The 25,337-nt window shown below is 46.2% G+C and carries 19 protein-coding genes and 1 rRNA gene; 2 read left to right on the forward strand and 18 right to left on the reverse strand.

Annotation, left to right across the window (positions count from 1 at the left end; genetic code table 11):
- The 14 genes from CIK98_RS14400 to CIK98_RS14465 all read right to left on the reverse strand — a co-directional run.
- Window positions 1–597, reverse strand: a 16S ribosomal RNA gene (locus tag CIK98_RS14400); the annotation flags it as partial.
- A 410-nt stretch (window positions 598–1,007) separates the two neighbouring features.
- Window positions 1,008–2,336, reverse strand: a complete 1,329-nt coding sequence (gene lpdA / locus CIK98_RS14405; RefSeq protein ID WP_094385435.1) for a dihydrolipoyl dehydrogenase — start codon at window positions 2,334–2,336, stop codon at window positions 1,008–1,010.
- Window positions 2,333–3,799, reverse strand: coding sequence for an aminomethyl-transferring glycine dehydrogenase subunit GcvPB (gcvPB, locus tag CIK98_RS14410; RefSeq protein ID WP_094385436.1), 1,467 nt, complete (start codon window positions 3,797–3,799; stop codon window positions 2,333–2,335). The genes lpdA and gcvPB overlap by 4 nt, the downstream gene beginning before the upstream one ends.
- A gap of 12 nt (window positions 3,800–3,811) precedes the next feature.
- On the reverse strand, window positions 3,812–5,125 hold the full coding sequence (gene gcvPA / locus CIK98_RS14415) for an aminomethyl-transferring glycine dehydrogenase subunit GcvPA (RefSeq protein WP_094385438.1): 1,314 nt from the start codon (window positions 5,123–5,125) through the stop codon (window positions 3,812–3,814).
- Between the two features lie 36 nt (window positions 5,126–5,161).
- Window positions 5,162–5,548 carry a glycine cleavage system protein GcvH gene (gene gcvH, locus CIK98_RS14420; RefSeq protein ID WP_094385440.1) on the reverse strand — a complete coding sequence of 129 codons (387 nt, stop codon included), beginning with the start codon at window positions 5,546–5,548 and terminating at the stop codon, window positions 5,162–5,164.
- A gap of 36 nt (window positions 5,549–5,584) precedes the next feature.
- Window positions 5,585–6,667, reverse strand: coding sequence for a glycine cleavage system aminomethyltransferase GcvT (gcvT, locus tag CIK98_RS14425; protein WP_094385442.1), 1,083 nt, complete (start codon window positions 6,665–6,667; stop codon window positions 5,585–5,587).
- 51 nt (window positions 6,668–6,718) lie between these two features.
- Window positions 6,719–7,687, reverse strand: coding sequence for a lipoate--protein ligase (locus CIK98_RS14430; RefSeq protein WP_094385444.1), 969 nt, complete (start codon window positions 7,685–7,687; stop codon window positions 6,719–6,721).
- A gap of 99 nt (window positions 7,688–7,786) precedes the next feature.
- On the reverse strand, window positions 7,787–8,749 hold the full coding sequence (locus tag CIK98_RS14435) for a type I phosphomannose isomerase catalytic subunit (protein ID WP_094385446.1): 963 nt from the start codon (window positions 8,747–8,749) through the stop codon (window positions 7,787–7,789).
- Between the two features lie 77 nt (window positions 8,750–8,826).
- Entirely contained in the window at window positions 8,827–10,284 is a 1,458-nt protein-coding gene (locus CIK98_RS14440; protein ID WP_094385448.1) for a TrkH family potassium uptake protein, read from the reverse strand.
- Complete coding sequence (trkA, locus tag CIK98_RS14445) at window positions 10,278–11,636, reverse strand: Trk system potassium transporter TrkA (protein ID WP_094385450.1); 1,359 nt, start codon at window positions 11,634–11,636, stop codon at window positions 10,278–10,280. Before trkA ends, CIK98_RS14440 begins: the two co-directional genes overlap by 7 nt.
- The gene (dxs, locus tag CIK98_RS14450; RefSeq protein WP_094385551.1) at window positions 11,633–13,507 is read right to left on the reverse strand and encodes a 1-deoxy-D-xylulose-5-phosphate synthase; all 1,875 of its coding nucleotides are present in this window, start codon (window positions 13,505–13,507) and stop codon (window positions 11,633–11,635) included. Before dxs ends, trkA begins: the two co-directional genes overlap by 4 nt.
- A gap of 179 nt (window positions 13,508–13,686) precedes the next feature.
- The gene (locus CIK98_RS14455; RefSeq protein ID WP_094385452.1) at window positions 13,687–14,301 is read right to left on the reverse strand and encodes a radical SAM protein; all 615 of its coding nucleotides are present in this window, start codon (window positions 14,299–14,301) and stop codon (window positions 13,687–13,689) included.
- On the reverse strand, window positions 14,298–14,660 hold the full coding sequence (locus CIK98_RS14460) for a 6-carboxytetrahydropterin synthase (protein ID WP_094385553.1): 363 nt from the start codon (window positions 14,658–14,660) through the stop codon (window positions 14,298–14,300). Before CIK98_RS14460 ends, CIK98_RS14455 begins: the two co-directional genes overlap by 4 nt.
- A 278-nt stretch (window positions 14,661–14,938) precedes the next feature.
- The gene (locus CIK98_RS14465) at window positions 14,939–15,436 is read right to left on the reverse strand and encodes a hypothetical protein (protein ID WP_094385454.1); all 498 of its coding nucleotides are present in this window, start codon (window positions 15,434–15,436) and stop codon (window positions 14,939–14,941) included.
- A gap of 363 nt (window positions 15,437–15,799) precedes the next feature.
- Here CIK98_RS14465 and CIK98_RS14470 point away from each other — a divergent pair, with 363 nt between their 5' ends.
- Entirely contained in the window at window positions 15,800–17,056 is a 1,257-nt protein-coding gene (locus CIK98_RS14470; protein WP_094385456.1) for an ATP-binding protein, read from the forward strand.
- 334 nt (window positions 17,057–17,390) lie between these two features.
- Here the strand turns inward: CIK98_RS14470 and CIK98_RS14475 are convergent, their stop codons facing one another.
- The 4 genes from CIK98_RS14475 to CIK98_RS14495 form a co-directional block, all read right to left on the reverse strand.
- Window positions 17,391–19,289, reverse strand: coding sequence for a toprim domain-containing protein (locus CIK98_RS14475; protein ID WP_094385458.1), 1,899 nt, complete (start codon window positions 19,287–19,289; stop codon window positions 17,391–17,393).
- Window positions 19,290–19,301: 12 nt separating this feature from the next.
- A complete protein-coding gene (locus CIK98_RS14480; protein ID WP_094385460.1) occupies window positions 19,302–20,378 on the reverse strand; it encodes a Lin1244/Lin1753 domain-containing protein in 1,077 nt (358 codons plus the stop codon).
- Between the two features lie 853 nt (window positions 20,379–21,231).
- Window positions 21,232–21,708, reverse strand: coding sequence for a DUF3990 domain-containing protein (locus CIK98_RS14490; RefSeq protein ID WP_094385462.1), 477 nt, complete (start codon window positions 21,706–21,708; stop codon window positions 21,232–21,234).
- The gene (locus tag CIK98_RS14495) at window positions 21,705–21,917 is read right to left on the reverse strand and encodes a DUF3791 domain-containing protein (RefSeq protein ID WP_094385464.1); all 213 of its coding nucleotides are present in this window, start codon (window positions 21,915–21,917) and stop codon (window positions 21,705–21,707) included. Before CIK98_RS14495 ends, CIK98_RS14490 begins: the two co-directional genes overlap by 4 nt.
- Before the next feature lie 663 nt (window positions 21,918–22,580).
- On the opposite strand from CIK98_RS14495, the gene CIK98_RS14505 reads away from it, so the two are divergent.
- Entirely contained in the window at window positions 22,581–25,337 is a 2,757-nt protein-coding gene (locus tag CIK98_RS14505) for a DNA methyltransferase (protein WP_094385468.1), read from the forward strand.

Genomic DNA, 25,337 nt, shown 5'->3' on the forward strand with positions numbered 1-25,337 from the left:
CTTAAACAGCGGCCTACGCTCCCTTTAAACCCAATAAATCCGGATAACGCCCGGACCTTCCGTATTACCGCGGCTGCTGGCACGGAATTAGCCGGTCCTTATTCATGCGGTACCTGCAATACACCACACGTGGTGCACGTTATCCCCGCATAAAAGCAGTTTACAACCCATAGGGCCGTCATCCTGCACGCTACTTGGCTGGTTCAGGCTCTCGCCCATTGACCAATATTCCTCACTGCTGCCTCCCGTAGGAGTTTGGACCGTGTCTCAGTTCCAATGTGGGGGACCTTCCTCTCAGAACCCCTACCGATCGTTGCCTTGGTGGGCCGTTACCCCGCCAACAAGCTAATCGGACGCATCCCCATCCCTGTCCGCAAAACCTTTCGTCACACTCTGATGCCGTCATGTGACCTCATACGGTATTAATCCGCCTTTCGACGGGCTATCCCGTGGACAGGGGAAGGTTGGATACGCGTTACTCACCCGTGCGCCGGTCGCCATCAAATTTAGCAAGCTAAATTCATGCTGCCCCGCGACTTGCATGTGTTAAGCCTGTAGCTAGCGTTCATCCTGAGCCAGGATCAAACTCTACATTGTAAATAATATTTTTAGATCACCTTACCGCACTCTAAAAAAAAAGTGACGGAAGGGAGACCATTGTCTGATTGTATTCAGGACGCCATTATAATATCAAGTCTAAAGAAACCTTTATCAATCATAAAATTGACGGTTCGTTTACCCAATTGATTTCTCAATTGCTTCTTGTACTACTACTTCTCTGTTATGTAAATCTTTCAAAGAACTCTTTTTCTGTCGCTCAAGAGAAGCGTTGTTCTCAAAAGCGAGTGCAAAGGTACGGACTTTTTCAATACACTCCAAACATTTTGAAAGAAAAGTGTCTAAATTTAACGTTAATTTACACACCTTTACTATTCGCAACACTCACACCTTATATTATTATGCGAAGGAATGACATACTAATGATTCAGTAGGAAAACAATAGTTGACTAAATTTCCTGCAACATTTCATTAAGTGTAGGATGAATGTGCACCATTTCGTGAAGTTGCTTCAATGTAGTCTTCCTACACATAAGTGCACTTATTTCCTGAACGATATCAGCACTGTGCGAGCCGTAGGCGTGACAACTGAGAATAGCTCCGGAGTTAGCATCGGCTACCAACTTGATCATACCTTCAGCCTCAGCCATTGCAAGTGCGCGTCCATTGGTGCGATAGTTTTTCTTTCTCACCTCCACTTCAACACCTTCGGCCTTAAGTTGTTCTTCGGTTTTTCCCACGCACGCTGCCTCAGGATTGGTGAATATGGCAGCAGGCATAATGTTTAGGTCGATAACATCAGACTCGCCAATGATATGATTAACGACATGAAGTCCCTGCATGGTGGCAGCATGAGCCAGCATCATACGAGCGTTGACGTCGCCAATGGCATAAACCCCGTTTACGTTTGTGAGCATATTGTCGTCAACAACAATACCTCGTTGGTCGTACTGTATGGATGTGTTTTCAAGGCCATATCCCTCAACATTAGGTTTTCGTCCCACAGCCATAAGCACTTTATCCGCCTCAACCGACAGTACCTTTCCTTTTCGTTCGAAAGAGACGCATCCGTCTGCAATTTTTTTGACAGCCGACTGCATATAGAACTCAACCCCTTTCTTTTCAAGCACTTTACGCAATCGTTTTGCTATGTCAGCATCAAGAGCAGGAATGCATTCTTTAAGGAACTCGACGACTGTCACCTCTGCTCCGAGTTGTCTGAAGATGCTAGCGAACTCCATTCCGATAACCCCAGCTCCGACAATCACAAGACGTCTTGGGAAGTCGGTAAGCGACAACAACGAGTCTGAAGTTAGAAGCATTGACTCGTCAAGAGTTTCAAGTCGCAGTGTCTTATGTGACGATCCTGTAGCAATGATGATATTATCGGCCGTATAACGTTCACCATCAGCCTCAACAGTATGATCATCAACAAAGGACGCCTTTTTATTGATTAAAGTTATTCCTGGAGCAGATAGCACAGCAGCAATGGCCTGACGCAATTGGTCAACAATATTATCCTTGCGCGCAACGATATTAGCTAATTCGAACTGCGGTTCTACCGCCTTAAGCCCGAGTTGAGCAGCATTACGGATTTCATCGACAGCTTCAGCAGAACGAGCAAAAGTCTTTGTAGGAATACAACCCACATTAAGGCAAGTTCCCCCCAGATGCCCCTCTTCAAAGATAGTAACTGTTTTTCCTTTATAAGCGGCATAGGCAGCGGTTCTGTATCCCCCAGGACCGCTACCAATTATGATAATATCAGACTTGTTCATGCCTCAATATCCTTAAACTTTACCACAGGATGCTTAGCAGCCAGCACATCGTCCACACGTCCAATAGGAGTATTGTGCGGTGCGCTCTTCACTATGTCAGGGTTCGTTTTTGCCTCTTCTGCAATCTTTTTCATCACTGCAATAAATCCGTCGATGGTATCCTTGCTCTCATTTTCTGTAGGCTCAATCATGAGCGACTCGTGGAAGAGTAGCGGGAAATAGATTGTAGGCGCATGATAACCATAGTCGAGCAGACGTTTAGCCACATCCATGGTGGTCACGCCAGTAGACTTGTCTCTAAGTCCGTCGAACACGAACTCATGCTTGCACAAACCCTCTATGGGCAGCAGATAGTCATCTTTTAGCGACTCCTTGATATAGTTGGCGTTAAGAGTTGCGAGAGGTCCCACCAGTTTCAGGTTTTCCCGTCCGAGAGTGAGTATGTATGTGAGGGCGCGCAATAGCACTGCGAAGTTTCCGTGATACCCACCGACAGAAATTCTTCCTCCAGCATCCTCGTCGGCAAAATCAATATGCTTAACATCAGCAATCGACAAGGCGGATGAAGCCTTCGGCAAGAACTGTTCAAGTCCAGCCCTCACTCCCACCGGTCCTGCTCCAGGTCCTCCACCGCCGTGAGGTGTGGAGAATGTCTTATGCAGGTTGATGTGCATAACGTCAAATCCCATATCGCCAGGCCGGCTAGCTCCGAGCATCGGGTTGAGGTTAGCTCCGTCGTAATACATCAAAGCCCCACACTCATGTACGAGCTTTGCTATTTCAGGAATGTCTTGTTCAAACATACCGAGCGTGTTCGGATTAGTCATCATCATGGCAGCCACGGTGTCGTCAAGCAGTCCCTTGAGGTCGTTAACGTCAACATATCCCTGTGCCGTGCTCTTCACCTCCACCACTTGAAGTCCGCAAACAGCAGCCGATGCAGGGTTAGTTCCGTGTGCCGAGTCAGGAATTATTACCTTCACACGTTTCTTGTCGCCTCTGCTCTCGTGGTATGCCCTTATGATCATGAGTCCTGTGAGCTCTCCGTGTGCTCCTGCGAAGGGGTTGAGAGTGAATTTGCTAAGGCCCGCAATAGCCGAAAGTTGTTTCTGCAGTGTATCGTAAACATCGAGTGCTCCTGTTACAGTTTCTTCAGGCTGCATAGGATGCAGAGATGTAAACTCCGGCATGTTGGCCACCTCTTCATTTATCACTGGATTGTACTTCATTGTACAGCTACCAAGCGGATAGAATCCGTTGTTTACTCCGAAATTGTTTTCGCTATGGTTTGTATAATGTCTCACCACAGTCATCTCGTCGCACTCAGGCAGTGCAGCATCTTCCTTTCTGCACTGTTCGGTAGGAATTTGATATTCGCCAAATTGGTTTTTTGGAAGTGAATATCCACGTCGGCCTTGCTTAGAAAGCTCGAAAATCAGATTTCCATATAATTTGTTGTTCATATTGTCACCTCCTTAAATTAAACTTACCAATGTGTCAATTTCCTCTTTTGTACGTTTCTCCGTGACTGCAAACATGATAGTGTCTTCAGCCACTTTAATACCTCCGAAGAAGCCATTGACGATGAATTTCTTCTGAAGAGCGTCGACATTTCCGTTGTAACGTACGCAGAACTCATTGAAGAAAGGTTTGTCAAACGCCATGGTAAACTTACCGGTTGCAAGGAGTTTATCCGCCATGTAGTGAGCTCCGGCGTAAGACAGTCTTGCAGCCTCCTTCACGCCTTCCTTTCCCATGAGCGACATGTAGATGGTGACAAAGAGTGCCATTAGGCTTTCGTTAGAACAAATGTTCGACGTGGCTTTCTGTCGGCGTATGTGTTGTTCGCGAGCCTGGAGAGTGAGCACGAAAGCTCTCTGTCCGCGGTTGTCCTTAGTCATTCCGACGATACGTCCCGGTAGTTTTCTCAGCAGTTTTTCCGTGCAGCACATGTATCCGAGCGACGGTCCTCCGAATGTCATTGGGATGCCGAGGCTTTGTCCGTCTCCCACAGCGATGTCAGCCCCCCACTCACCCGGTGTCTTTAGCAGAGCGAGGTCGCTGATGATGCTGTTCATGACTAAGAGCGCCTTGTTAGCGTGTGCCGCATAAGCAAATCCCTCGTAGTCCTCCACGTTTCCGTAGTAGTTAGGTTGCTGCACGATCATTCCTGCCACGCCCCCCTGTGCAATCTTTGTCATGAAGTCGTCGCGGTCGGTCACTCCGTCTGTGGCCTTCACCATTTCGATGTCGATACCGTGGAAATGTGCATAGGTGTTGATTACCTCAATGGTTTTTGGGTCTAATGTTTCCGCAACGAGCACCTTGTTAGCCTTTTTTCCGGCAGCCACACACATCAGTGCCGCCTCAGCAGTGGCAGTAGAACCATCATACATCGATGCGTTTGATATGTCCATTCCAGTCATTTCAGCCATCATCGACTGATATTCGAAGATGTAGTGCAGTGTGCCTTGTGAAATTTCCGCCTGATAAGGAGTATAAGAAGTGAGGAACTCGGAGCGTTCCACGATGCTTGGTATTACCGACGGAGTGTAGTGGTCGTAAGTTCCTGCCCCTGCGAAGCAAACGAGTTGTTTATTCTTTTTTCCGAGTTTTCCGAAAAACTGTCTTATCTCCAATTCACTTTTAGCTTCCGGCAGGTCATATTCGCCTTTAAACCGAATACTTTCCGGCACTTCAGCATAAAGACCATCCAAAGAAGAGACGCCGGCTTTAGCCAGCATCTCTTTCAGGTCTTCTTCCGTATGTGGGAAAAACTTGTATTGCATTGTTGTAATTTCGATTTACGAATGATGGAAATATCCTTACTCTTCATTCTCGCAGAACTTCTCGTATGCTGCCGCATCCATGAGGTTGTCGAGCTCAGCCTTGTCAGAAAGTTCCACTTTTATAATCCAGTTTTCGAAGGCGTCTTTATTTACGAGTTCCGGTTCGTCCTCAAGAGCCTCGTTCACCTCAACTACAGTGCCGCTGACGGGCGAAATGAGGTCGCTGGCAGCCTTCACGCTCTCCACAGCACCGAAGTCCTCACCTGCCACCACTTCGTCGTCGACTTCTGGCATGTCAACATATACAATATTACCGAGGGCGTGCTGTGCGTAGTCAGAGATGCCTACATATCCGTACTCGCCTTCAACCCTTACATACTCGTGTGACTCAGAATAATAGAGTCCTTCAATTACCTTTGCCATAATAGTTATAATGTTTTAAAGATTTGTTATATCTGATTATTTTTTATAATGCTTTTCGTAGAACTTTTTCTTCACCACCACTCCAGGGAAAGTCTTTTTCCTTATCTGCACCTCGAGCTGGGTGCCGAGTTTGTTGAAAGGTACGTTTACGAGAGCCATGCACACGCTCTTGTCGGTAGAGATGGTATGGTAGCCTGTGGTCACCTCTCCCACTGTCTCCCCGTCCTTTATCACAGCATATCCGTGACGCGGTATAGCCTTTCCTTCGAGTTCAATTCCCACGAGTCTCTTAGCCACTCCGTTTTCTTTTTGGTCAACGAGAGCCTCACGTCCGATGAAGTCAGGCTTGTCGAGTTTGCAGAAGATGCCCAGTCCTGCCATTACAGGCGAGATGTCGGCAGAGAGTTCGTCGCCATACAGTGGCAGTCCCACCTCAAATCGCAGTGTGTCGCGGCATCCGAGTCCGCAAGGCTTGCATCTGCCTGAAGCCATCAGTTTGTCCCAGCATTCGCGTATGTACTCATGCGAGCCATATATTTCGAACCCGTCCTCTCCGGTGTATCCTGTGCGGCTGACTATCACGTCGCCAATGGTCTTCACGGTGTAGAACGTGAGTTCGTTACATTCAAGTCCGAGCACTTCCTCCACTACTTTTTCCGAGTTCGGTCCCTGCACGGCTATCTGTCCGTAGAAGTCTGAGCGGTTCTGCATGTCGATGTCGTAACCCTTTGCATGTTCCTGCATCCATGCCCAGTCCTTGTCGATGTTGGCAGCGTTGATGACGATGAAGAAATCGTTGTCGGCCATTTTGTATACGAGCAGGTCGTCGACGGTGCCTCCGTTTTCATAGCACATCATTCCATAGAGAATTTTTCCATTCTCCAGTCCACGCACGTCGTTGGTGAAGATGTGGTTGACGTAAGCCTCTGCATCCTTGCCTTTTACAGTCACCTCACCCATGTGGGATACATCGAACACACCGCAGTCGTTTCTCACAGCCTGGTGCTCGTCAATGATTGTCGAATACTGAATTGGCATGTCAAATCCTCCGAAAGGACTTATCAGTGCCCCAAGAGCCACGTGCTTGTCGTAAAGGCACGTTTTTTTGTTTTCTTCCATTGTTTTGCGGTTATTATTTCGTTAGTATTATTTTGTCAAATCGTTAGTTGTCTATCCAAGTATCAACGACAAGAAGTCCTGCTTTTTCAGGTTCATTATCGTTTTGTCGAGTTTTTCTGGCAGAGCCTTTGCCATTGCATCCCATGTGAGCTCTACCCCTTTCAGCGGTCTTACGATGTCGTCTATGTTTCCCACTATGAAATAGTCGCCGAGCATAGTCATAGCCTTTATCACTCCGTTTTTTGCCTCTATTCTTATCTGGAACTCCCCTACGTTTTCTATTCGTCCTTTTTTTATTATGGTGTATTTTGGATTGTTTCCGTAAACGAATTCGTCGGTTAGGTATTCCTTTTCAATTTCCTCAATGCCTTTTACGTCTTCTTCACCAAGTGTTATTTCAGATTGGCAGAGGTTGTTTCTCACGAAGGTTTTAAACTGCTCGATGTCTATGTTTATGAAGTCTTTTAGCAGTGCTATGCGTTGTCTTACGCTTGCCACTCCCTTGCTCACGAGTTTCTCGTCGTTAGGTGTTATTGCTCCCACCATGTTGACCATGTCGGTGTCGTATAGCATTGTGCCGTGAACGATACTTCTTCCCGGAATGTGATAGAAAGCGTTGCCCGACACTTTTCTGTCTCCTATCATGATGTCGTTTCTTCCGCTTGCCCTTGCGTCGACGCCAAGTTTCTGTAGTACCAGCACCACCATATTAATATATCTGTTGAATGTGAATCCCACGGCTTCATCTTTTGTCACGTAAGAGAACATGATGTTGCTCATATCTGCATACACACATCCTCCTCCGCTCTTTCTTCTGTAGGTTTTTATGCCATGGTTTCGGCAAAAATCGAGATTCACCTCATTTTCTATCAGCTGGTTTCTTCCAAATATTACACTTGGCTCCACCTGCCACATAAAGAAGAGGTCGTCCTCGTCTATATTCCGCGCAATGTACTCTTCCATAGCGAGATAGAACGACAAGCGACGCACCTTTTCTTCTGGTAATGCTACATATTTCATACTTAATTTTGCGCTATGTTGTTAGATGTCTCTAATTTTTTTGCAAAAATATGAAGAAAATATGTAATTCCAAAACTTTCTGTTGAAAATTTTGTTAAATCATACGTATGTCTCAAGGAACTTGATATTTCCGTCTACCTTCACCACGTCGGCAGTGGCAGGCAGCAGTATGGTTTCTCCTTGGCGCAATGTCTGTGTTTCTCCATCTGACGTGGTCAGCGTGGCCTCTCCCTTCAGTGCTATGAGTATCACGAAGCTGTCGAGTTCGGAATAGTCGAGGGTCATTGGCTCGTCGAGGTCGTAAACGGCAGTAGAGAAGAAGGGACATGTGACGAGCTGCACGGGCTGGTTTTTTTCCGGGGTATACCGCGTGCGGTAGTCGTCGAGCACAGTGTAGTCGATAGCCTCTGCAGCCTCTTCTGTGTGAAGCTGTCGGTAGTTGCCGTCCTTGTCGCGTCGCTTGTAGTCGTAGATGCGGTATGTCACGTCGCTTGTCTGCTGTATCTCAGCCACAAACGAGCCCTTGCAGATGGCGTGAATTCTTCCTGCCGGTATAAAGAAGCAGTCGTCGGCCTTCAGGTTATACTGTGCCAGTGCGTCTACTATAGTCCCGTCTTCCACCATGGTCTTATAGGTCTCTGGCGTGATGGTCTTTTTCAGTCCGACGCGCAGTGTGGCGTCGGCGTCAGAGTCGAGAGCATACCACATTTCTGTTTTTCCCATCGGTTTTCCCTGTCGGTGGGCCGTTTCGTCGTCAGGATGCACTTGTATTGACAGGTCTTGCTGGGCGTCAATAAACTTCACGAGCAGCGGGAAAGTGTTGCCGAATCGTTCGTAGTTTTCCTTTCCCACGAGTTTTTCCTTCAGTTCCTCCACGAGTTGGTTGAGGTTGCGTCCCTCATACTTTCCCTGAGCCACTACCGACTCGTTGTCTTTCACACCCGACACTTCCCAGCTCTCTCCCACGTTAGTTTGTTCCGAGCTAAGTTTTTTGAAAGGTACAATTTTGCTTCCACCCCAAATAGTAGATTTCAGCAAAGGCTTAAACTTCAAAATTTCCATTTCTTTACTTTTTATTTATTAAACCAATATCTATTTGAAGGTTTAAAGTGTTGTAGTTGTATGTTTGGTTTTTATTCTTAGTTGTCTTTCCAGAATGCCGGTGTGAATATCACGAGCACGGTCATGATTTCAAGACGTCCCATAAGCATGAGCAGTGAACACACCCATTTTATTGTCTCCGGCAGCGACGACCACGACATGACCGGTCCAATGTCTGTACCGAGTGTCGGTCCCACGTTGCTCACGCAACTCAACGATATCGTTATGGCATTTGTATGGTCTATGCCTATCGCAATCATCAGCGTTGCCACGATGATACACATTATCCCGCTTACTGCAAAAAAAGACATCAGCGAGAGTATCTTGTCTTGTGGCACATGCTGCCCGTTCACCTTTATCGGTAGCACCGCATTTGGATGCAGTATGCGTTTGAACTCGTTGCGCATCACCTTCAGCACCATCACAACCCTTATGCACTTGAAGCCTCCGCTGGTGCTTCCCGCACAAGAGCCGACAAACATGCAGAGTCCGAGTATCACCCATGTGAGGTGATGCCACTGTCCGGCGTCGTCGTTGAACAGTCCTGTGGTGGTTATGAACGACACCACCTGGAACAGGGCGCTTCTGAAGGCCGGTTCGAGGTTGTAGCCGTTGTATGCGATGAGCAGATACATTATCCACATTGTGGAAATGACGATGACGCTTATAAAGAGCTTGAACTCTGAATTGGAGAGCAGAGCCTTGGGTTTGAGTTTGAACGTGGCAGTGTAAAGCAGCACGAAGTTGATGCCTGAGAGAAACTGAAACAGTATGCCTATGTATTCTATCAGCGGCGAGTGGAAATGCAGCAGCGAGTCGTTGTGTGGCGCAAAACCGCCTGTGGCAGTGGTTGTCATGGAATAGTTCACACTGTCGTACCATCCCATTCCCGCCACCTTAAACGATGCGATGCAGGCTATGGTCAGCACTGTGTAGATGCTCCATATCCATTTTGCGCTGGTACTAAGCCTCGGATGGAGTTTCGACTTTATGGGACCGGTTGCTTCTGCTGCAAACACCTTCATGCTTCCTCCCACTATCGATGGGAGTATGGCTATGGTGAAAAACACTATTCCGAGACCGCCTATCCATTGTGTCATCGACCTCCAGAAGAGTATGCCGTGCGGCATGTGCTCCACGTCGTCGAGTATCGACGCACCGGTGGTGGTAAATCCCGACATGGTCTCGAAGTAAGCGTCGGCAAGATTGGGGATATAGCCTCCTATGAGATATGGAAACATTCCGAACACACTGAATACCAGCCACGTGGCCGTCACCACGAGATATGCGTCGCGACGGCTGAGACGGTTGTTGGCATCGCGTCCGAAATATCTGAATACCAATCCTCCTGCAATGGTGATGAGTGCCGAGATGAGAAACGCCAGCATGTCGTCTTCTCCATAAAAGAGCGACGTGCCGAAACAAGCTATCATCATGAGCGCCTCGATATACAGCAATTGTCCGAGTATCTTCGATAGTATGCCGTAGTTTACCATAGTGTTTTAGGCTTAAAGTACTTTTCCACTTTCTTTAGGTTATGTTCGTGACAGAACACCATCACCGAGTCGCCTGCCTCTATCTGCGAGTTACCGTTGACGAGCATTCCCACGTTGCGGCGCACCAGTCCGCCTATGGTCACTCCCGTTGGCAGTCCGAGGTCTTTCACTGGTTTTCGTGTCACTGGCGAACCTTGTGCGGCGGTGAATTCAGCCACGTCGGAGTCGGCCACCATTAGCGACCTCATGTTGCTCACGTCGGCGTCGAGCATGAGTTGGAAGATGTGGCTTGCGGCTATTGTCTTTTTGTTGATGATGGTACCGATGTCGAGTCCCTCTGCCATGTCCACATAGTCGAGGTTTTCCACCATTGCCACGGTTTTTCTCACTCCGAGTTTTTTTGCCGTGAGGCAGGCCAATATGTTGGTTTCCGCATTTTCTGTGAGAGCCACGAAGGCCTGTGTGTTTCTTATTCCCTCTTCCATGAGCATGCCGATGTCGCGTCCGTCGCCGTGTATCACCATGGTGTCGGTGTCGCTGAGCAGTTCGTTCAGTTGCTCACACCTTGCCGTGTCGCGTTCTATCACCTTCACGTTCATATAGTCTGGCACGGTGAGTGCTGTTCTCACCGTTGTCTTGCTTCCTCCCATTATGATTACGTTTTTCACGTCGGCATAGTGTTCCTTTCCCGCCACCTTTCTTATATAAGGTATGAATTCCTTTGTGGTCATGAAGTAGGCGAAGTCTGAGTTGCGCAGTTCGTCGTTACCTCCTGGTATGATGGTGTCTCCGCCTCTCTTGATTGCCACGATGTGGTAAGGGTCTTCCGGTCCGCAGAGTTCCCTCAGCGGCTGGTTGAGTATCTCGCACGTCTCGCGCAGTTTCACTCCGAGCATCACGAGTGCGCCGCCATGTACGTCCCATCTCTGCCTCACCCAGCTCATTTTCAGCCCGTTGATGATGTCCTGTGCCGCGAGCACTTCGGGATAAATGAGAGAGTCGATGCCCAGTTCGCGGAAGAAGGGCTTGAGCTTTATGTCGAGGTATTCATAGTTGTCGATGCGTGCCACGGTTTTCTTCGCGCCTATGGCATGTGCCAGTATGCATGCGTTCATGTTGCGGCTCTCGTCGGGAGTAACGGCCACGAAGAGGTCGGCATTATTGGTGTCGGCCGCCTGTAGCGCCTTTATGCTTGTAGGCGAGCCCACCATGGTCATGATGTCATAGTCGCTGTCGAGTCCATCGAGTCGGCTTGGGTCGGGGTCCATGAGTGTACATTCCTGGTGTTCCCTCGACAGCAGTTTTGCAAGATGGGTGCCCACAGCACCAGCTCCGGCTATGATTATCTTCATTTCAGTGCTTTTTTTATTCCTTCCTTGTCTATTCCCACTATATGTTGCAGTTCTTCCACCTTTCCGTGTTCCACAAACGTGTCGGGCAGTCCGAGCCTTGTCACTTTTGTATTGTAGCCGTGGTCGCTAAGCCATTCGAGCACAGCCGACCCGAACCCTCCGTTTCTCACTCCGTCTTCCACGGTCACCACTGTCCCGTATCTTTCAGCCACTTCCTTCAGCAGTTTTTCGTCGAGTGGTTTCACAAATCTCATGTCGTAGTGTGCGATGGTTCGTCCTGGCTGTTCCTTCTCCAGTTCGGCAATAGCCTCCGCCGCGTTGTGTCCTATGGGTCCGAGTGTGAGCACGGCCAGGTCGCTGCCGTCCTTCAGCCTGCGTCCTGTCCCCACTGTTATTTCCTCCAGTTTGCAACGCCAGTCAGACAGATACCCGTTGCCTCTTGGGTATCTGATGACAAACGGTCCCTTGCCGTTTTTCTGTGCCGTATACATCATGCGGCGCAGTTCGTGCTCGTCGTATGGCGAACAGATGGTCATGTTGGGCACTGGCCTGAGCGAGGCTATGTCGAAGGCGCCATGGTGTGTAGGGCCATCTTCGCCCACGAGACCGGCACGGTCGAGACACAACACCACGGGCAGGTTGAGTATAGCCACGTCGTGTATCACGTTGTCGTAAGACCGTTGCGAGAAGGCGGAGTAGATGTTGCAGAAAGGTATCATGCCCTCCTTTGCCATGCCTCCGGAGAAGGTCACGGCATGTCCTTCGGCTATGCCCACGTCGAAAGTGCGGTCGGGCATTTCGTCCATCATGATGTTCATCGAGCATCCTGTGGGCATGGCCGGTGTCACTCCCACTATCCTCTGGTTCTGTCGTGCCAGTTCGAGCAGTGTCTCGCCAAACACGTCCTGAAACCTTGGTGGTTGTCCTGTGGTGTCCTTCACTATGCGTTCGCCGGTGTCGACGTCAAACTTTCCAGGTGCATGCCAGATGGTGGCCGACTTTTCAGCCGGTTCGTAGCCCTTTCCTTTCACGGTGTGCAGGTGCAGCAGTTTTGGTCCGCTCATTCCCTTGAGCTGCTTGAGTATTCTCACGAGCTCCTTCACGTTGTGGCCGTCGAAGGGTCCGAAATATCTTATGTCGAGCCCCTCAAAAATGTTCTGCTGGTGGCTTATGGCCGACTTCAGCGCGTTGCTCAGCCTGATGAGTCCCTTGCGGCGGTCGTCTTCAAGATAGCCACGCGAGTGCATCCATCTCGACACCTTGAATTTCAGTGCGTTGTACGTCTCGTTGGTGTTCAGTCCGAGCAAGTATTGCTTCATTCCTCCCACCGAGCGGTCTATCGACATGTTATTGTCGTTCAGTATGATAAGCATGTCGTTAGGCTGCTGTGACACGTTGTTGAGTCCCTCAAAGGCCAGTCCGCCACTCATGGCTCCGTCGCCTATCACTGCCACCACATGCCTGTGCACGCCCTTGGCCTTTGTTGCCACTGCCATGCCAAGCGCAGCCGATATGGAGTTGCTGGCATGTCCACAGGTGAATGTGTCATACTCGCTTTCTTTCGGCGACGGGAAAGGCATTATGCCGTGCAGCTTGCGGTTGGTGTAGAACAGCTCGCGGCGCCCGGTGAGTATCTTATGGCCGTAGGCTTGGTGTCCCACGTCCCACACTATTCTGTCGTTGGGGGTATCAAAAACGTAATGGAGAGCCACGGTCAGCTCCACCACGCCAAGGCTTGAAGCCAAATGGCCTGGGTTGACCGAAAGCTCGTCGACGATGTCGCGTCGCAACTGCTCGCACACATCCGGCAACTGGTTCTCGTCCAACTTCCTAAGGTCGGACGGATATTCTATTTTCCCCAAAAGGGTCATATCTAATTGTTCCAAAACGATATTTACTTATTTAGGGTGCAAAGTTAATGTTTTTTTCCAACTAAACAAAGGATTTTGCCTATATTTATTTAATTTTATACAATATCTTTCAACTTTCGCCCTTTCAACTTTCACCCTTCAATTTTCATTTTTCAATTTTCAACCTTCATTTTCACCCTTCACCTCACTCCAAGCCACTTGTGTGTCTGGAGCGACAGAGTCCATTGGGGATGACTTTTCACGAAGTCTATGCAACCTTTTATGATGTCTGCGTTGCGTGCCTCATCTCCAGTATCACACGGCTGCAGATATCTGTACCGTGCTTCTATAAAGTCATAAGCGGGAATGTCGTGTATGCCGTCATACACCACCTTCAGTTCGTCCACCTTGGCCAGCACGGGCGTTGCTCCTTCCACGAAAATGTCTTTCGGCGAGAGCGTTATCCAGTCTACGCTCTCCGCCACCATGCGTGTGCCGTTGGTCTCCATGGCTATCTCACAGTATATGCTTGCGTGAAGTTCGGCAGTGAGCTCGGTGTCCACCTGCAGCGACGGTTCGCCTCCCGTGAGCACCACAAGGGTCTTTTCCTCACATCGGTGCCAAGGTGTCACCAAGGCCGCGGCTTCCTGGGCTATCTCCTTGGCGGTCATGAGAGTATGCTGCCGGTGGTCGGTATCGCAAAAAGAGCATTTCAGGTTGCAGCCGCTTAACCTTATGAACACGGCAGCGCGCCCAGTGTTTCTCCCTTCGCCCTGAATGGAGTAAAATATCTCGTTTACTGCGTATTGTCTCATATCAGATAGCGTTGGTCTATCGGGAATGTGTCGTCGGTGGCCATGGCTACGTTGCCATAGCTTTCCTTCACCAATGCCTTGTAGCAGGGTTTCACCTCTCTCACTATCCATGCGGCAATGTTCTCTGCCGTAGGGTTAAAAGGCAGCAGTTCGTTGAGGTTGCCGTGGTCGAGACGTCCGTGGATAAGCTCTTTCACATGCTTGAAGTCTATCACCATTCCGTCGGCGTTAAGTTCCGTGGCGGCGCAATATACGGTCACCTCCCAGTTATGCCCGTGCAGCCTTGAGCACTTGCTATCGTAGCTGAGCTTCAGGTTGTGGCAAGCCGATATTTCCATTGTTTTCGATATACAATAAATCATGTCCTTTTCTATTTTCTTCGCTAAAGTACTATTTTTTTCGCAAACCGCCGCCAAAACGCCCCGTTTTTTATCATTTTTTAAACATAAGCGGTTGTGTAACTGTTAGGCTAAGTATTTTTTGAACCACAGAGATAAAGAGATGGGGAGTTAAATAAAAAGGGGAGTTATGATGGGGAGTTAAAAAGGGCCAATACCATCAGCGGATAAACAATTGGCTTCTCATAACATCCCCACATAACTCCCCATCATAACTCCCCCTTTAAATAGAGAGAAGGCTACTGGCCGAGGTCGTCACCTGAACCCTGACCTGGGTCTGGAGCGGAAGGCTCGGTGCCTGGGCTTTCGGTGTCAGACGAAGTAGATGTGCGGGGCGACATGTAGCTATTGCTCTCACGGAGCTTCGCCGCCTTGGTCAACATCGACTTGGAAAACTCACCTACACCGATTGCCTGGAGCACAACAGAATCAACATTTTTCGCAATGCTGAACTCATCTGCCGTATCCGCTCCCATCTTGTGTTTCACGGAAAGTCCGAACGACACAAGATTGTCAAGAATTACTCTCTTGCCGTCGAGAGCCAGTTCGTTGATGCAGCTCACTGCATCCTTCAGCACTGCCTCAAGGAATCCCTTGCTCAATGGAGTGTTGTGACTGGCCATGTGTTCAGCGAGTTCCGGAATATGGAACGTCTCACTGCTTACCACTCGGCAATACCACTTGCCAAACGAAGGGCTGTCCTTCAGTTGGCTTTGATAAATCTGATAACTAAGCATAATGTAAAAACTTATTAAGGTTAAACTAAAAAAAAATAGATCGCTCAAGACTCCACTGTTAATAGCTTCATCTTTCGTATGCAAAGGTACTAAAAAATTCCGAAACCACCAAATATTTTCATAGAAAAATATCATTAAAATACAAACTTTTTTATCCTCCTTCCTTCTCGCCAGAATGTATGCCGTCAGGGTACGGACATGATGTCTCCAGCACAAGAAAAAAAAGGAATAATTCCTGTTTTTACCCCCTAAAATAACGGAATAATTCCTGTTTTTGCCCCCTAAAATGACGGAAAAAGTCCTGAAAGCTTGTTTTTATCATTTATTTTGTGTACAGCCATAAATTAGTATGTAGGGAAACGCATGTTCACGAACTACGTCGAGATAAACCTAAAGGAGGACAAGGAAGGCTTGGGCGTATTCTCCACCGTGCGGAGTACTGCCGATTTCCACCTGCAGCTTGGCGCTATAGCCGGCAACAAACTAGGGACAAAAAGTGACACCCTGGTCTTCCTCGACGAAATTCATAGTTACCCACACCTCATGACCATGCTAAAATTCCTGAACCAGGAAGCGCGATACACCTATATTGCAAGTGGTTCTCAGCTTGGAGTAGCACTGTCGCAAACAGCATCGGTGCCCATTGGCAGCATATCGGTAGTGGAAATGTTCCCCCTCGACTTCGAGGAGTTTCTGCTTGCCATGGGCTGCGCACAAGCCACAATAGACGGGGCAAGAGAATGTTTCGAAAAAAACGAGTCTCTTAGCGAGCCCCTTCACAACTATTTCCTTCAGCAGTTCAGAATTTATCTTCTCGTAGGCGGACTACCAGAGGCGATAAACAAATTCCTTGAGGCAAGAAACTTAGCCCACGTGCGCGAAGTGCAACGCGACATTCTTAATCTTTACAAGATTGACGCGTCGCAATACGACACCGAACGCCGACTCGTGATAAGGAAAATCTACGAGATGATACCGTCGAACATGGAGAACAAGAAAAAGCGGATAGTGGTGAAGCGCATTGAGGACAAGGCAGGACACAAGCAATTCTCTGACTATGCAGATGAATTTGAGTACCTCACCAACTCTGGCATAGCCCTTTCCGTGCAGGCGATTAGCAACCCACGCTTCCCGTTGATTGAGTCGGAGAGCAAGAACCTTATAAAGCTCTACCTGAACGACGTAGGCCTGCTGACAAGCCTCCTCTACGGACTGAACATCAATGCCGTGCTCGGCGATAAGCGCAGCATAAACCTCGGTTCGGTATATGAAACCGTTGTAGCTCAGGAACTTCACGCCCACGGCAGCAAGCTGCACTACTACGACAACAAACAACGTGGCGAAGTGGATTTCCTGATCGACGACTTCAACAGTCTCACCGTCCTCCCCATAGAGGTGAAGTCGGGCAAAGACTACACCATTCACAGTGCCCTGACCAAGTTTCTCGCCACGCCCGACTACACCGTAGCCCGCGCCATAGTCCTGTGCAACGACCGTGAGGTGAAGACCATAAACGGCATAACCTACATGCCAATCTATTACGCGATGTTCATCAGCGGCACAACCGGCGTCAAGATCGAGGACACGGTGATACCAGAAGTGCCGATGCCGGAAGTGTAAAACAGCCGTTGCCTGGAGCACTGCCCCCCCGTCCCCCCACAAAATCATCTCCGAAAAAGTTGGAAAAATGCCAGAATCACTTCCTGTAGTGTTGGAAAAGTGTAAAAAAAGGACGAATATGTGTTGGAAAAATGTCAAAATTGTACGAATATGTGTTGGAAAAGTGTAATTTTCCCCGATTGTTCTTGATTAAACACCATTTTATTATTGTGGAAATAAAACATCCGCAACGTTGCGTTGCCGAAGACGTAATGTTACGTTTGCGGAGATGCAACGTTAGACATATAAAAACGCAACGTCAGGTTTCGGCAATTCCAACGTTGCGTTTAAAAATTCAGAAAATCGTATCAGAAAAATCTTCTTGACATACAATTCCCTTTACCTCGGAGTTGGTCTCAGCATTCCCATTAAAAGGAATAATGTCATCACAAGTAAGCCAACTTTTCGTGTCATAATTTGTTTTTATAGGATTACCTTTCTCATCTATTTCACAAGGAAAATATCTGCCACTAATTATGTCATACACGAATGTAGCTTTCTTGCCTTTCGAACCGTTTTGTTTTCTACGAACTTTGTCGATATAGACCGTTACCACTTTTTCTCCTCGGTCAACGCACAGCACGTAGTCTGCCTTGTTGCCAAAGTCAGCCGTTCCTGCTATGTCCTCAATAGTTATTCTTCTTTTTTGCCCATCCACCTTCATTTCAACTTTTCGTGGATGCGCAACAAGAAAAACGATTAAGTCGTTGTCGATGGCAAATTGGCGTATGCGCCCCACGGCATAACTGTCCCAAGAATTTTCGTTGTGATACTTGTCGGTCTCTTTTAGTATGAAGTTGTACGGGTCAAGCACAAGGATGCGTATTCCGAAGGCGCGGACAAGACTTCTCCCTTTATCAAGAATGTTGTCAAGTTTGAGTTTGTCGTATGGCAAATTTATCCATTTTACGTTTTTTGACAACCATTGTTTGGCAAAAGTTTGCTGTTCAGTTGACAATCCGTCAACCTTTTCATTGCCATAGCGTCTTCCGGTGAGTTTCTCGACAATCTTGATGGCGTGGTCAATCTGTACATTCTCTGGTGACCAGTATCCAATTTTACATTTCGCATTGATAGCCAGACGCATTGCAAGTTCATCAGTCCATTCGCTTTTTCCATCGTTGCTTCGGCCTGTTATGATGGCAAGCTGTTTGGTGGCAAACGACAGTCTGGTGACGTCGAGGTTATGCCATCCAGTTTGAATTCCTGGGGTGAAACCATTCTGATATATTTCATCGAGTTGTTGCTCAATATCCTCGACGCCAACTATGTCTGTTATTGGCGCTGGCTGGGCATTGGCAATGCAGTCCATAAGGCTCTCGGCACCATGTTTTACAAGCTGTTCGTTGGCATCCTTGCAGTCTTCGGCAAACCTGACTCGGTAACAAACCTCAGGTCCAAATCGCCGAATGATTTCCTGTGCAGCCTCTTCACCTGGAGTGTCCATATCTGTCGCCACATAAACCTTCTTCTTATCGGCGAAATGGCTATCATAGAATCTGTTAAAACATTCCAAGTTTTTATTGGCACCGTTAGGCAAGCTCACAACAGAGTCGGCTCCTGCAGTAAGAAAAGCCAATGTGTCAAACTCACCTTCTGTCACTATCACGCATTCCTTTCCAAGCGCAGAATTGATGTTATATGGAATCTGTTCACAGTTTGTCGTAGAGGCGAAATGCTTGTTCTCATCCCTAAACTTCTGCAGGACGAGCGTGTCATTCTCGAAATAGTTGAACACCACACAAGGCTCTTTTGTCTTAGTTTCACATATATAGTGCATTTCCTGACCTATGCGCATGCCTTTAATAACGCTTTCTGACAGCCCTCTTGTTTTAGTAAGATAGCCCATAAGCTTTGGCTCAATCTGAAGAGTCTCCTCGGCGATTGGTGCCGGTAGTTCATATGTCCTCATATTGTTTCCGTTTCCTTTCTTTTTTACAATCTCTTTCCTTTCCGACTTTTTCTCTTGCCATTCACGGGTGTCCATACGCCATGTCTCCCCGCAGTGATTACATTTACAGTATCCGGAATCTGGCCAAACAGTCAGCTCACGCTTCTTTTGATGCGATGGCTTCCTATCAGCATGGCATCGAGGACAAAACGTAGTGAACTTGTTGACTGTACCAGGTATCTCGCGGGCAGAATCTACATTAATACCATAACCCTCATAGTCATATTTTCCTGTCTCTATCATATTGCATACAGTTTAAAAGTCCAACCATTTTGTCTGATCCCATCGCGCAGTGTCGGAAGGACGAGGAGGAGCACAGTCAGGAATCGGAATCCCCATGTAGCTACGATTTCCTATGCAAGAAGTTGCATCCTCATATTTGTATGGATTGTCGTGTTTGGTGTTTTCCTCGAGCTCGTCCAAATGCTGCTTAAGTTTTGAACGTGTATAGTCGTTAGAACAGTAATTTGCAAAGTATTTCTGCGTTTTGTCTATATCGGTCATATTCTCTATTGTATTCTGTCTAATTACATGCTGCTTGAACAATTCCAAAGCTTCGTCCCAATGTCGGTAGAGAAGTTCTCCAAGTTCCGGGTCGCACGTAATTGAATGCCCCCAATCAGAATACTTATCCAACAGCCCAATGAGTGCAAGCCCCTGCTCCTTCTTAATAGAAGAAGTTAATCTTTTTCTATCATCCTCTTTTTCTCTTATGTTATATACGCGCGCGGGCGATGGCTGACAATCTGATTTGGATTCGTTTGATTTCTTTTTGCATTTCGATTGGCTTTTTGCCGAATCGACATTAACGAGCGGAATGGTGCTCCTGACGTGTCCATAGTCGTCAATGTCAAACAGACCATAGTTGTAGATGACCTTCTTAATCGTGTTTTTTGTTACCCCTTTCAGCTTTTCTCCTTCAGCTTGAGTCTTCGTAATCGACATTGAGGGATTTCGATAAATTTTCTGCACAAGATGTAGCCATGTCCCCAGCCCCGAAGCACCAAGTTCGTCAACCATGGTTTCCACTTGAGGAAAATGCTCAATGTACGTTGGAATCTGAGTAAATGCAATGTGCTTCTTGTTATCCTCTTTCATTTCTATAATAGTTGTTTTGATGTTAGTTGTGTTTGCTTCGTTGCTATCCTCTTCGAACAATATATGTCCGAAGTCACGGTCTGATAACGAGGCATTTGTCTCAAATGCCTTCTCTATTGCCCCTGATAATTTGTCAAGAGAGTAATTAACATCAATGTCATCAACTTTTAAGCTGATGATACGACCGAAAGTTGCACATTCGGCAGCATTTGTTTTAATGACCTTTTCTGTCATAATTTAAAATAATATTTTAAAATTCCTCCAAAGTTACAAAGCTTTTCTTTTGTGCAAAAAATAAATGCCAAAAAACTTGTATAATTTAATCATTATTTAGAATTTATCCAGTTTGACATGAAACAACAATGTCAATTTATGCTTAATTTCCCCTGCGTAACATTTCGATACATAGGGGTGTAACGACTCGTTACATAGCTATGTCGCATTTCGCTACACCCCTTGAATTGTGTTTTGTATTCAACCAGCGGAAAAATGCGTCGGTTGAAAAATTGTTTTCTATGGACCATTTCCCCATACTTATTTCTTGCTCACAACTCCGATTTTTCAGCCAAATCAGATGTGAATAGGCGATATGCGAGTTATAATTTACGAGTAAAATGTGATACCGAGTAAAAATGAGCCGCCCACAAATTTGTGGAGACCTGACTTTGAGATATAACCCAACGCATTTTTGCGTTCACCTTATGCACTCTAACCATAATTGGTTTAAGTAAGATGTCAGTCCAAAAATGGATTGTCATCTTAACTCAAATCGCCGTTTAGGGCATGAAAAGGGCAAAATATCATGAGGCAAAAGGACAAGAGGAACTGGAGGACTGCGATGTTGATATTCTCGCCAGCATCTATGGTCAACGATTCGAGGAAGATGCGGGTAGCAGATAAGAGAGAACGTATCTCGGACTTTGGAAAAACAAGCCAGTATTAGGGTCTGACAACTTGCTATAAGTATCCGAATTATAAAATAGGTCGAAAGCGGTTGGTAGGCTCATGCCCATTTCCTCAACCAAGATGGCAATGATGTCCCTACTGAGACATTCTTTCATAAACTCGAAATCCGATTGACTGACATTCATAGCTTAACAAGTTTTGATATTGCATTGGCACTACAGAAAGCATATTGAAAGGTGATGCCCTTCATGTATTTCAATCTTTCCAAAAAAACGTCGAAGGTGATATAACCTTCTTTTAAATTAGTTATTTGCCTACCGACACTGTCGTTGGCAATAGGTCCATAGACAATGTCGTAGTCATGACTATCATTACAAGTTTGGGCATCTCTATTCGCAAGCACAAACTTTGCCCATTCTTCCGAATAATTGTCAAAGCGAAGAACCCTAAGAGAAGAAGAGTTCAAACATTCCTCATCAAAGGTATAGGCAGTAATGACAGGTTTTCCACCGTCAAGCATCACCCTGAATTTGGCCATATCCATCGCTTGAGACTTAATAGGTGACAGATAGAATGCACGTCCAAAATCTTTGTTAGGGCGTGATTTTCTCAAATCAATTTCGTCTATAGTCTGGTTTGAGCCATGATAAAGCATCATAACACACCTCCGTTCTTCTTACAATAACGATATAGACTATCTAAGTTTTCGTCAAGTGATAGTGTATGCATGATTCCATAATGCACATCGCAGAGTTCAAATCCCTTATACCTTCTGAGATATCTAAAAGCCTCCTGCGACGTGATGTGGTATCGCTTTGCAAATTCTGCTATCAACATTACCAAATATTCTATTTTGCTCTTCATCATATAAACAATAGTCCTTATATTTGTTGCAAATATACTACATTTGGCTAATACATCAAAATGACAATATAATATTTAACTTTAATTATTAATCAACGTCGGATTTTTATTTTGTATTGTCTTCGATTTAGATAAAAATCTCACGCTCAGAAAAGAAAAATTATTCTCTTTTCCTTCGCTAAATCGATTTTTTGAATAAAAATCTCACGCTCAGAAAAGAAAAAATGTTCTCTTTTCCTTCGCTAAATCGATTTTTTGCACTATCTTTTGATAAGATAGGCTGCATCTCAACAATAAAAATAAAAGTTTTTTGGACTTTTATTTTGTATTGTCTTCGTTTTGCACTATCTTTGCACGTGAGTTTTGTGCTTGGCGAAGGACGAGGCTCGTTTTTTGGATTTAATAATAACAGCATTAGCAGTTATTCGGTTAATCTTGAAACGTAGGAAATTTCATTGATTATAGCACCGAAGTATAAGTGTTGATGTCTGCGCTGCATAGGCGTGGGCATGACTTATCAGGTGTTATGGGCAATTCCTACGGCCTCAAGATTATGGTAAGAACAAGGCACACGCCTTTCTTTTGCCATATCGGGAGGTCTTTATGTTTTTGCCCATATTCTGCCGATAAGTGCTTTTGCCTAAAACTTTAAGAAAGGCTACGCCTATGGCAAAGAAAACACAACTGGGCTATAGGGAGATAGAGGAGCGCCTGATGGCGTTTCGTGACTATGTCATTCCTGCCGACGAGGTGGGATATGAGCTGCTATACTCCTTTGGCAAAAGTGAAAGAGACATTGAGAGATACAAGGAAGGGAAGGGCATTCTGAAGACTTTCGACGGACTGCTCATCAAGGGACTGTTGTGCTTCTGTGAAGTGCCGACAAGAAGAATGACTACAGAGTTGGAACTTCTGAAAAACGACAGTCAAGTGTTGAAAGCGGCACCAAAGATTGTGGCTGTGAGCGACGGAAAGTCGATTCTCGCCTATGACCTAAGGGAAAAGGAAACTTACGAGAACCAACTCGACAGGTTGTATTGTGACTTTGGTTTCTTCTATCCTCTGATGGGTATTGAGCGGATACACTATGTGGAAGAGAATCCCGCCGACGTGAAGGCTGCCGAGAAACTTGCCAAACTGCACGACGAACTGCGTGCCTACAACGATTTCCGCAGCGACAGCGACCTACACGACCTGAACATCTTCATCACCCGATTGCTGTTCTGCTTCTTCGCTGAAGACACGGGGATATTTGAGGAAGGGTTGTTTACGACTTCCATCATGAGATATACGAAGGACGACGGCAGCGATCTGTCGGACTATCTCGATGAGTCGTTCAACGTGATGGACCTTTCGCTCCGCAGCAGGGACATTCCAAAAATAGTGAAGCAATTCCCATACGTTAATGGTGGCCTGTTCTCAAAGCACATTCAGATTCCAAAAATGGGAGCGAGGGCAAGGAAGATAATCATTGAGTGTGGTGAGCTGGACTGGAAGGACATCAATCCCGACATATTCGGTTCGATGATCCAAGCCGTGGTGAATCCAGAGGAACGTGCCACGCAGGGTATGCACTACACGAGTGTGCCAAACATTATGAAGGTGATTAATCCTCTGTTTCTCGACGAGCTGCGAGAAAAATATCATAATCTAAATGAGAGATATGAGAAGCTGAGGCAGCTGAGGGAACTTCGCGGCATAGAGAAGAAAGACTACTTCAAGGAGCTGAAGGCCATTGTTGGCGATGGCGACAAACTGTTGAGGCGCATGAGCCAGATGAAGTTTTTCGACCCAGCCTGCGGCAGCGGCAATTTCCTTATCATCACCTATAAGTCGCTCCGCTTCCTGGAGATGGACATCTTGAAGCTTCAGAAGGCTTGTCAGGGTGAGGGTGGTCAGCTGCTGGTTGACAACAGTGTGATTCGTCTCGATCAGTTCTACGGCATAGAGCTTCTCGACTTCCCTCACGAGGTGGCAATGCTGTCGCTATGGCTTGCAGAGCATCAGATGAACAGGAAACTAAACGAGGAGTTTGGAGTGAACACCAAAGCCCTGCCTCTTAAGAACATTACGCAAATAGTGTGTGGCAATGCCTGTCGTTTGGACTGGGACGTTGTATGTCCACATACTAAGGACGAAGAGGTCTTTGTGTTTGGGAATCCGCCGTATTTAGGATTTAGGCTCCAAACAAAAGAACAAAAAAAAGACATGGAAAATACTTTTGCCAATGATATTCCTGTATTTAGAAAATTAGACTATATATCACAATGGTTTTATAAAGGAGCTAAATATGTTGAAAATACATTTTCTAAATGTGGGTTCGTTAGTACGAATTCCATATGTCAAGGGGAGCATATCTCACTATTATGGAAATATATTTTAGAAATGAATGTAGATATACCGTTCGCATACACATCTTTTAAATGGAAAAATAATGCAAAGCATAACGCAGGTGTAACTTGTGTTATTGTTGGATTATCTTGCAAGAATAATGAGAAGAAAATGTTATTTTCAGATGATAAAAAAATGGAAGTAGAACACATTTCCCCATTATTGTCAAGTGATAAAACGACAATAATACAGAAATCAAATAAATCTATTTCAGGATTAATGCCAATAATATTAGGTAGTTTGCCAGCTGATGATAATAATTTGAGTTTAAATAGCGAGGAGAAGAGAATTCTCCTAAATCGTTATCCAGAACTTGAAAAATTAATCAAGCCTTTTATTGGGGCAAAAGAGTTTATTGATAGTGTTGAACGATATTGTTTGTGGATTGAACAACAAGAAGTAGATTATGCATACAGTTACCCAGAATTAAAGGCTCGATTCTTAAAGGTGGCTGAAAGTCGGAAAAAAAGCCCCAAAAAACAGACTGTTGAAAAAGCCAATAAACCTTGGGCTTTTTCTGAAAATCGGTATAATAGCTCCTCATCAATCATCATACCGGCCGTATCGTCTGAAAAAAGGAAATATATACCTATTGGTTTTGTAGAACCCAATACCGTCATTTATCATTCGGCTTTCGCAATTTATAATGGTGATAGTTTTACTTTTGGAATTGTAGAGTCACATTTACATATGGTATGGGTTAAAAATGTTTCTGGGAAATTAGAAACACGTATTCGTTATTCCGCCCAACTCTGCTACAATACCTTCCCCTTCCCCAAAATATCAGCATCTAAAAAAGAGGAGATTGCCAACGCCGCTGAAGAGGTGCTGATAACGAGGGAATTCCATGTGGGCAAGACATTGGCTGAGCTCTACGACCCGGACACTATGCCCGATGACCTTCGTAAGGCGCACGAGACTCTGGATGACATTGTGGAGAGCTGCTACCCCGGATATCCCTTTGCCAACGACGAGGCAAGGCTGGAATGTCTGTTCAAGATGTATGAGAAAATGACAAGCAAAAAGCATTAG

Source organism: Prevotella sp. P2-180 (genome assembly GCF_002251435.1).
In the GTDB taxonomy this organism is placed as follows: domain Bacteria; phylum Bacteroidota; class Bacteroidia; order Bacteroidales; family Bacteroidaceae; genus Prevotella.

What these genes read in the sequence shown, in the direction of transcription:
- CIK98_RS14490 (WP_094385462.1), bottom strand. Translation starts at nt 21,708, where the DNA reads ATGATGCTTTATCATGGCTCAAACCAGACTATAGACGAAATTGATTTG.
- gcvT (WP_094385442.1), bottom strand. Translation starts at nt 6,667, where the DNA reads ATGGAAGAAAACAAAAAAACGTGCCTTTACGACAAGCACGTGGCTCTT.
- gcvPB (WP_094385436.1), bottom strand. Translation starts at nt 3,799, where the DNA reads ATGAACAACAAATTATATGGAAATCTGATTTTCGAGCTTTCTAAGCAA.
- CIK98_RS14455 (WP_094385452.1), bottom strand. Translation starts at nt 14,301, where the DNA reads ATGAGACAATACGCAGTAAACGAGATATTTTACTCCATTCAGGGCGAA.
- gcvH (WP_094385440.1), bottom strand. Translation starts at nt 5,548, where the DNA reads ATGGCAAAGGTAATTGAAGGACTCTATTATTCTGAGTCACACGAGTAT.
- CIK98_RS14480 (WP_094385460.1), bottom strand. Translation starts at nt 20,378, where the DNA reads ATGACAGAAAAGGTCATTAAAACAAATGCTGCCGAATGTGCAACTTTC.
- CIK98_RS14470 (WP_094385456.1), top strand. Translation starts at nt 15,800, where the DNA reads ATGTTCACGAACTACGTCGAGATAAACCTAAAGGAGGACAAGGAAGGC.
- CIK98_RS14440 (WP_094385448.1), bottom strand. Translation starts at nt 10,284, where the DNA reads ATGGTAAACTACGGCATACTATCGAAGATACTCGGACAATTGCTGTAT.
- CIK98_RS14495 (WP_094385464.1), bottom strand. Translation starts at nt 21,917, where the DNA reads ATGATGAAGAGCAAAATAGAATATTTGGTAATGTTGATAGCAGAATTT.
- CIK98_RS14430 (WP_094385444.1), bottom strand. Translation starts at nt 7,687, where the DNA reads ATGAAATATGTAGCATTACCAGAAGAAAAGGTGCGTCGCTTGTCGTTC.
- gcvPA (WP_094385438.1), bottom strand. Translation starts at nt 5,125, where the DNA reads ATGCAATACAAGTTTTTCCCACATACGGAAGAAGACCTGAAAGAGATG.
- CIK98_RS14505 (WP_094385468.1), top strand. Translation starts at nt 22,581, where the DNA reads ATGGCAAAGAAAACACAACTGGGCTATAGGGAGATAGAGGAGCGCCTG.
- lpdA (WP_094385435.1), bottom strand. Translation starts at nt 2,336, where the DNA reads ATGAACAAGTCTGATATTATCATAATTGGTAGCGGTCCTGGGGGATAC.
- CIK98_RS14435 (WP_094385446.1), bottom strand. Translation starts at nt 8,749, where the DNA reads ATGGAAATTTTGAAGTTTAAGCCTTTGCTGAAATCTACTATTTGGGGT.
- CIK98_RS14465 (WP_094385454.1), bottom strand. Translation starts at nt 15,436, where the DNA reads ATGCTTAGTTATCAGATTTATCAAAGCCAACTGAAGGACAGCCCTTCG.
- trkA (WP_094385450.1), bottom strand. Translation starts at nt 11,636, where the DNA reads ATGAAGATAATCATAGCCGGAGCTGGTGCTGTGGGCACCCATCTTGCA.
- CIK98_RS14475 (WP_094385458.1), bottom strand. Translation starts at nt 19,289, where the DNA reads ATGATAGAGACAGGAAAATATGACTATGAGGGTTATGGTATTAATGTA.
- dxs (WP_094385551.1), bottom strand. Translation starts at nt 13,507, where the DNA reads ATGACCCTTTTGGGGAAAATAGAATATCCGTCCGACCTTAGGAAGTTG.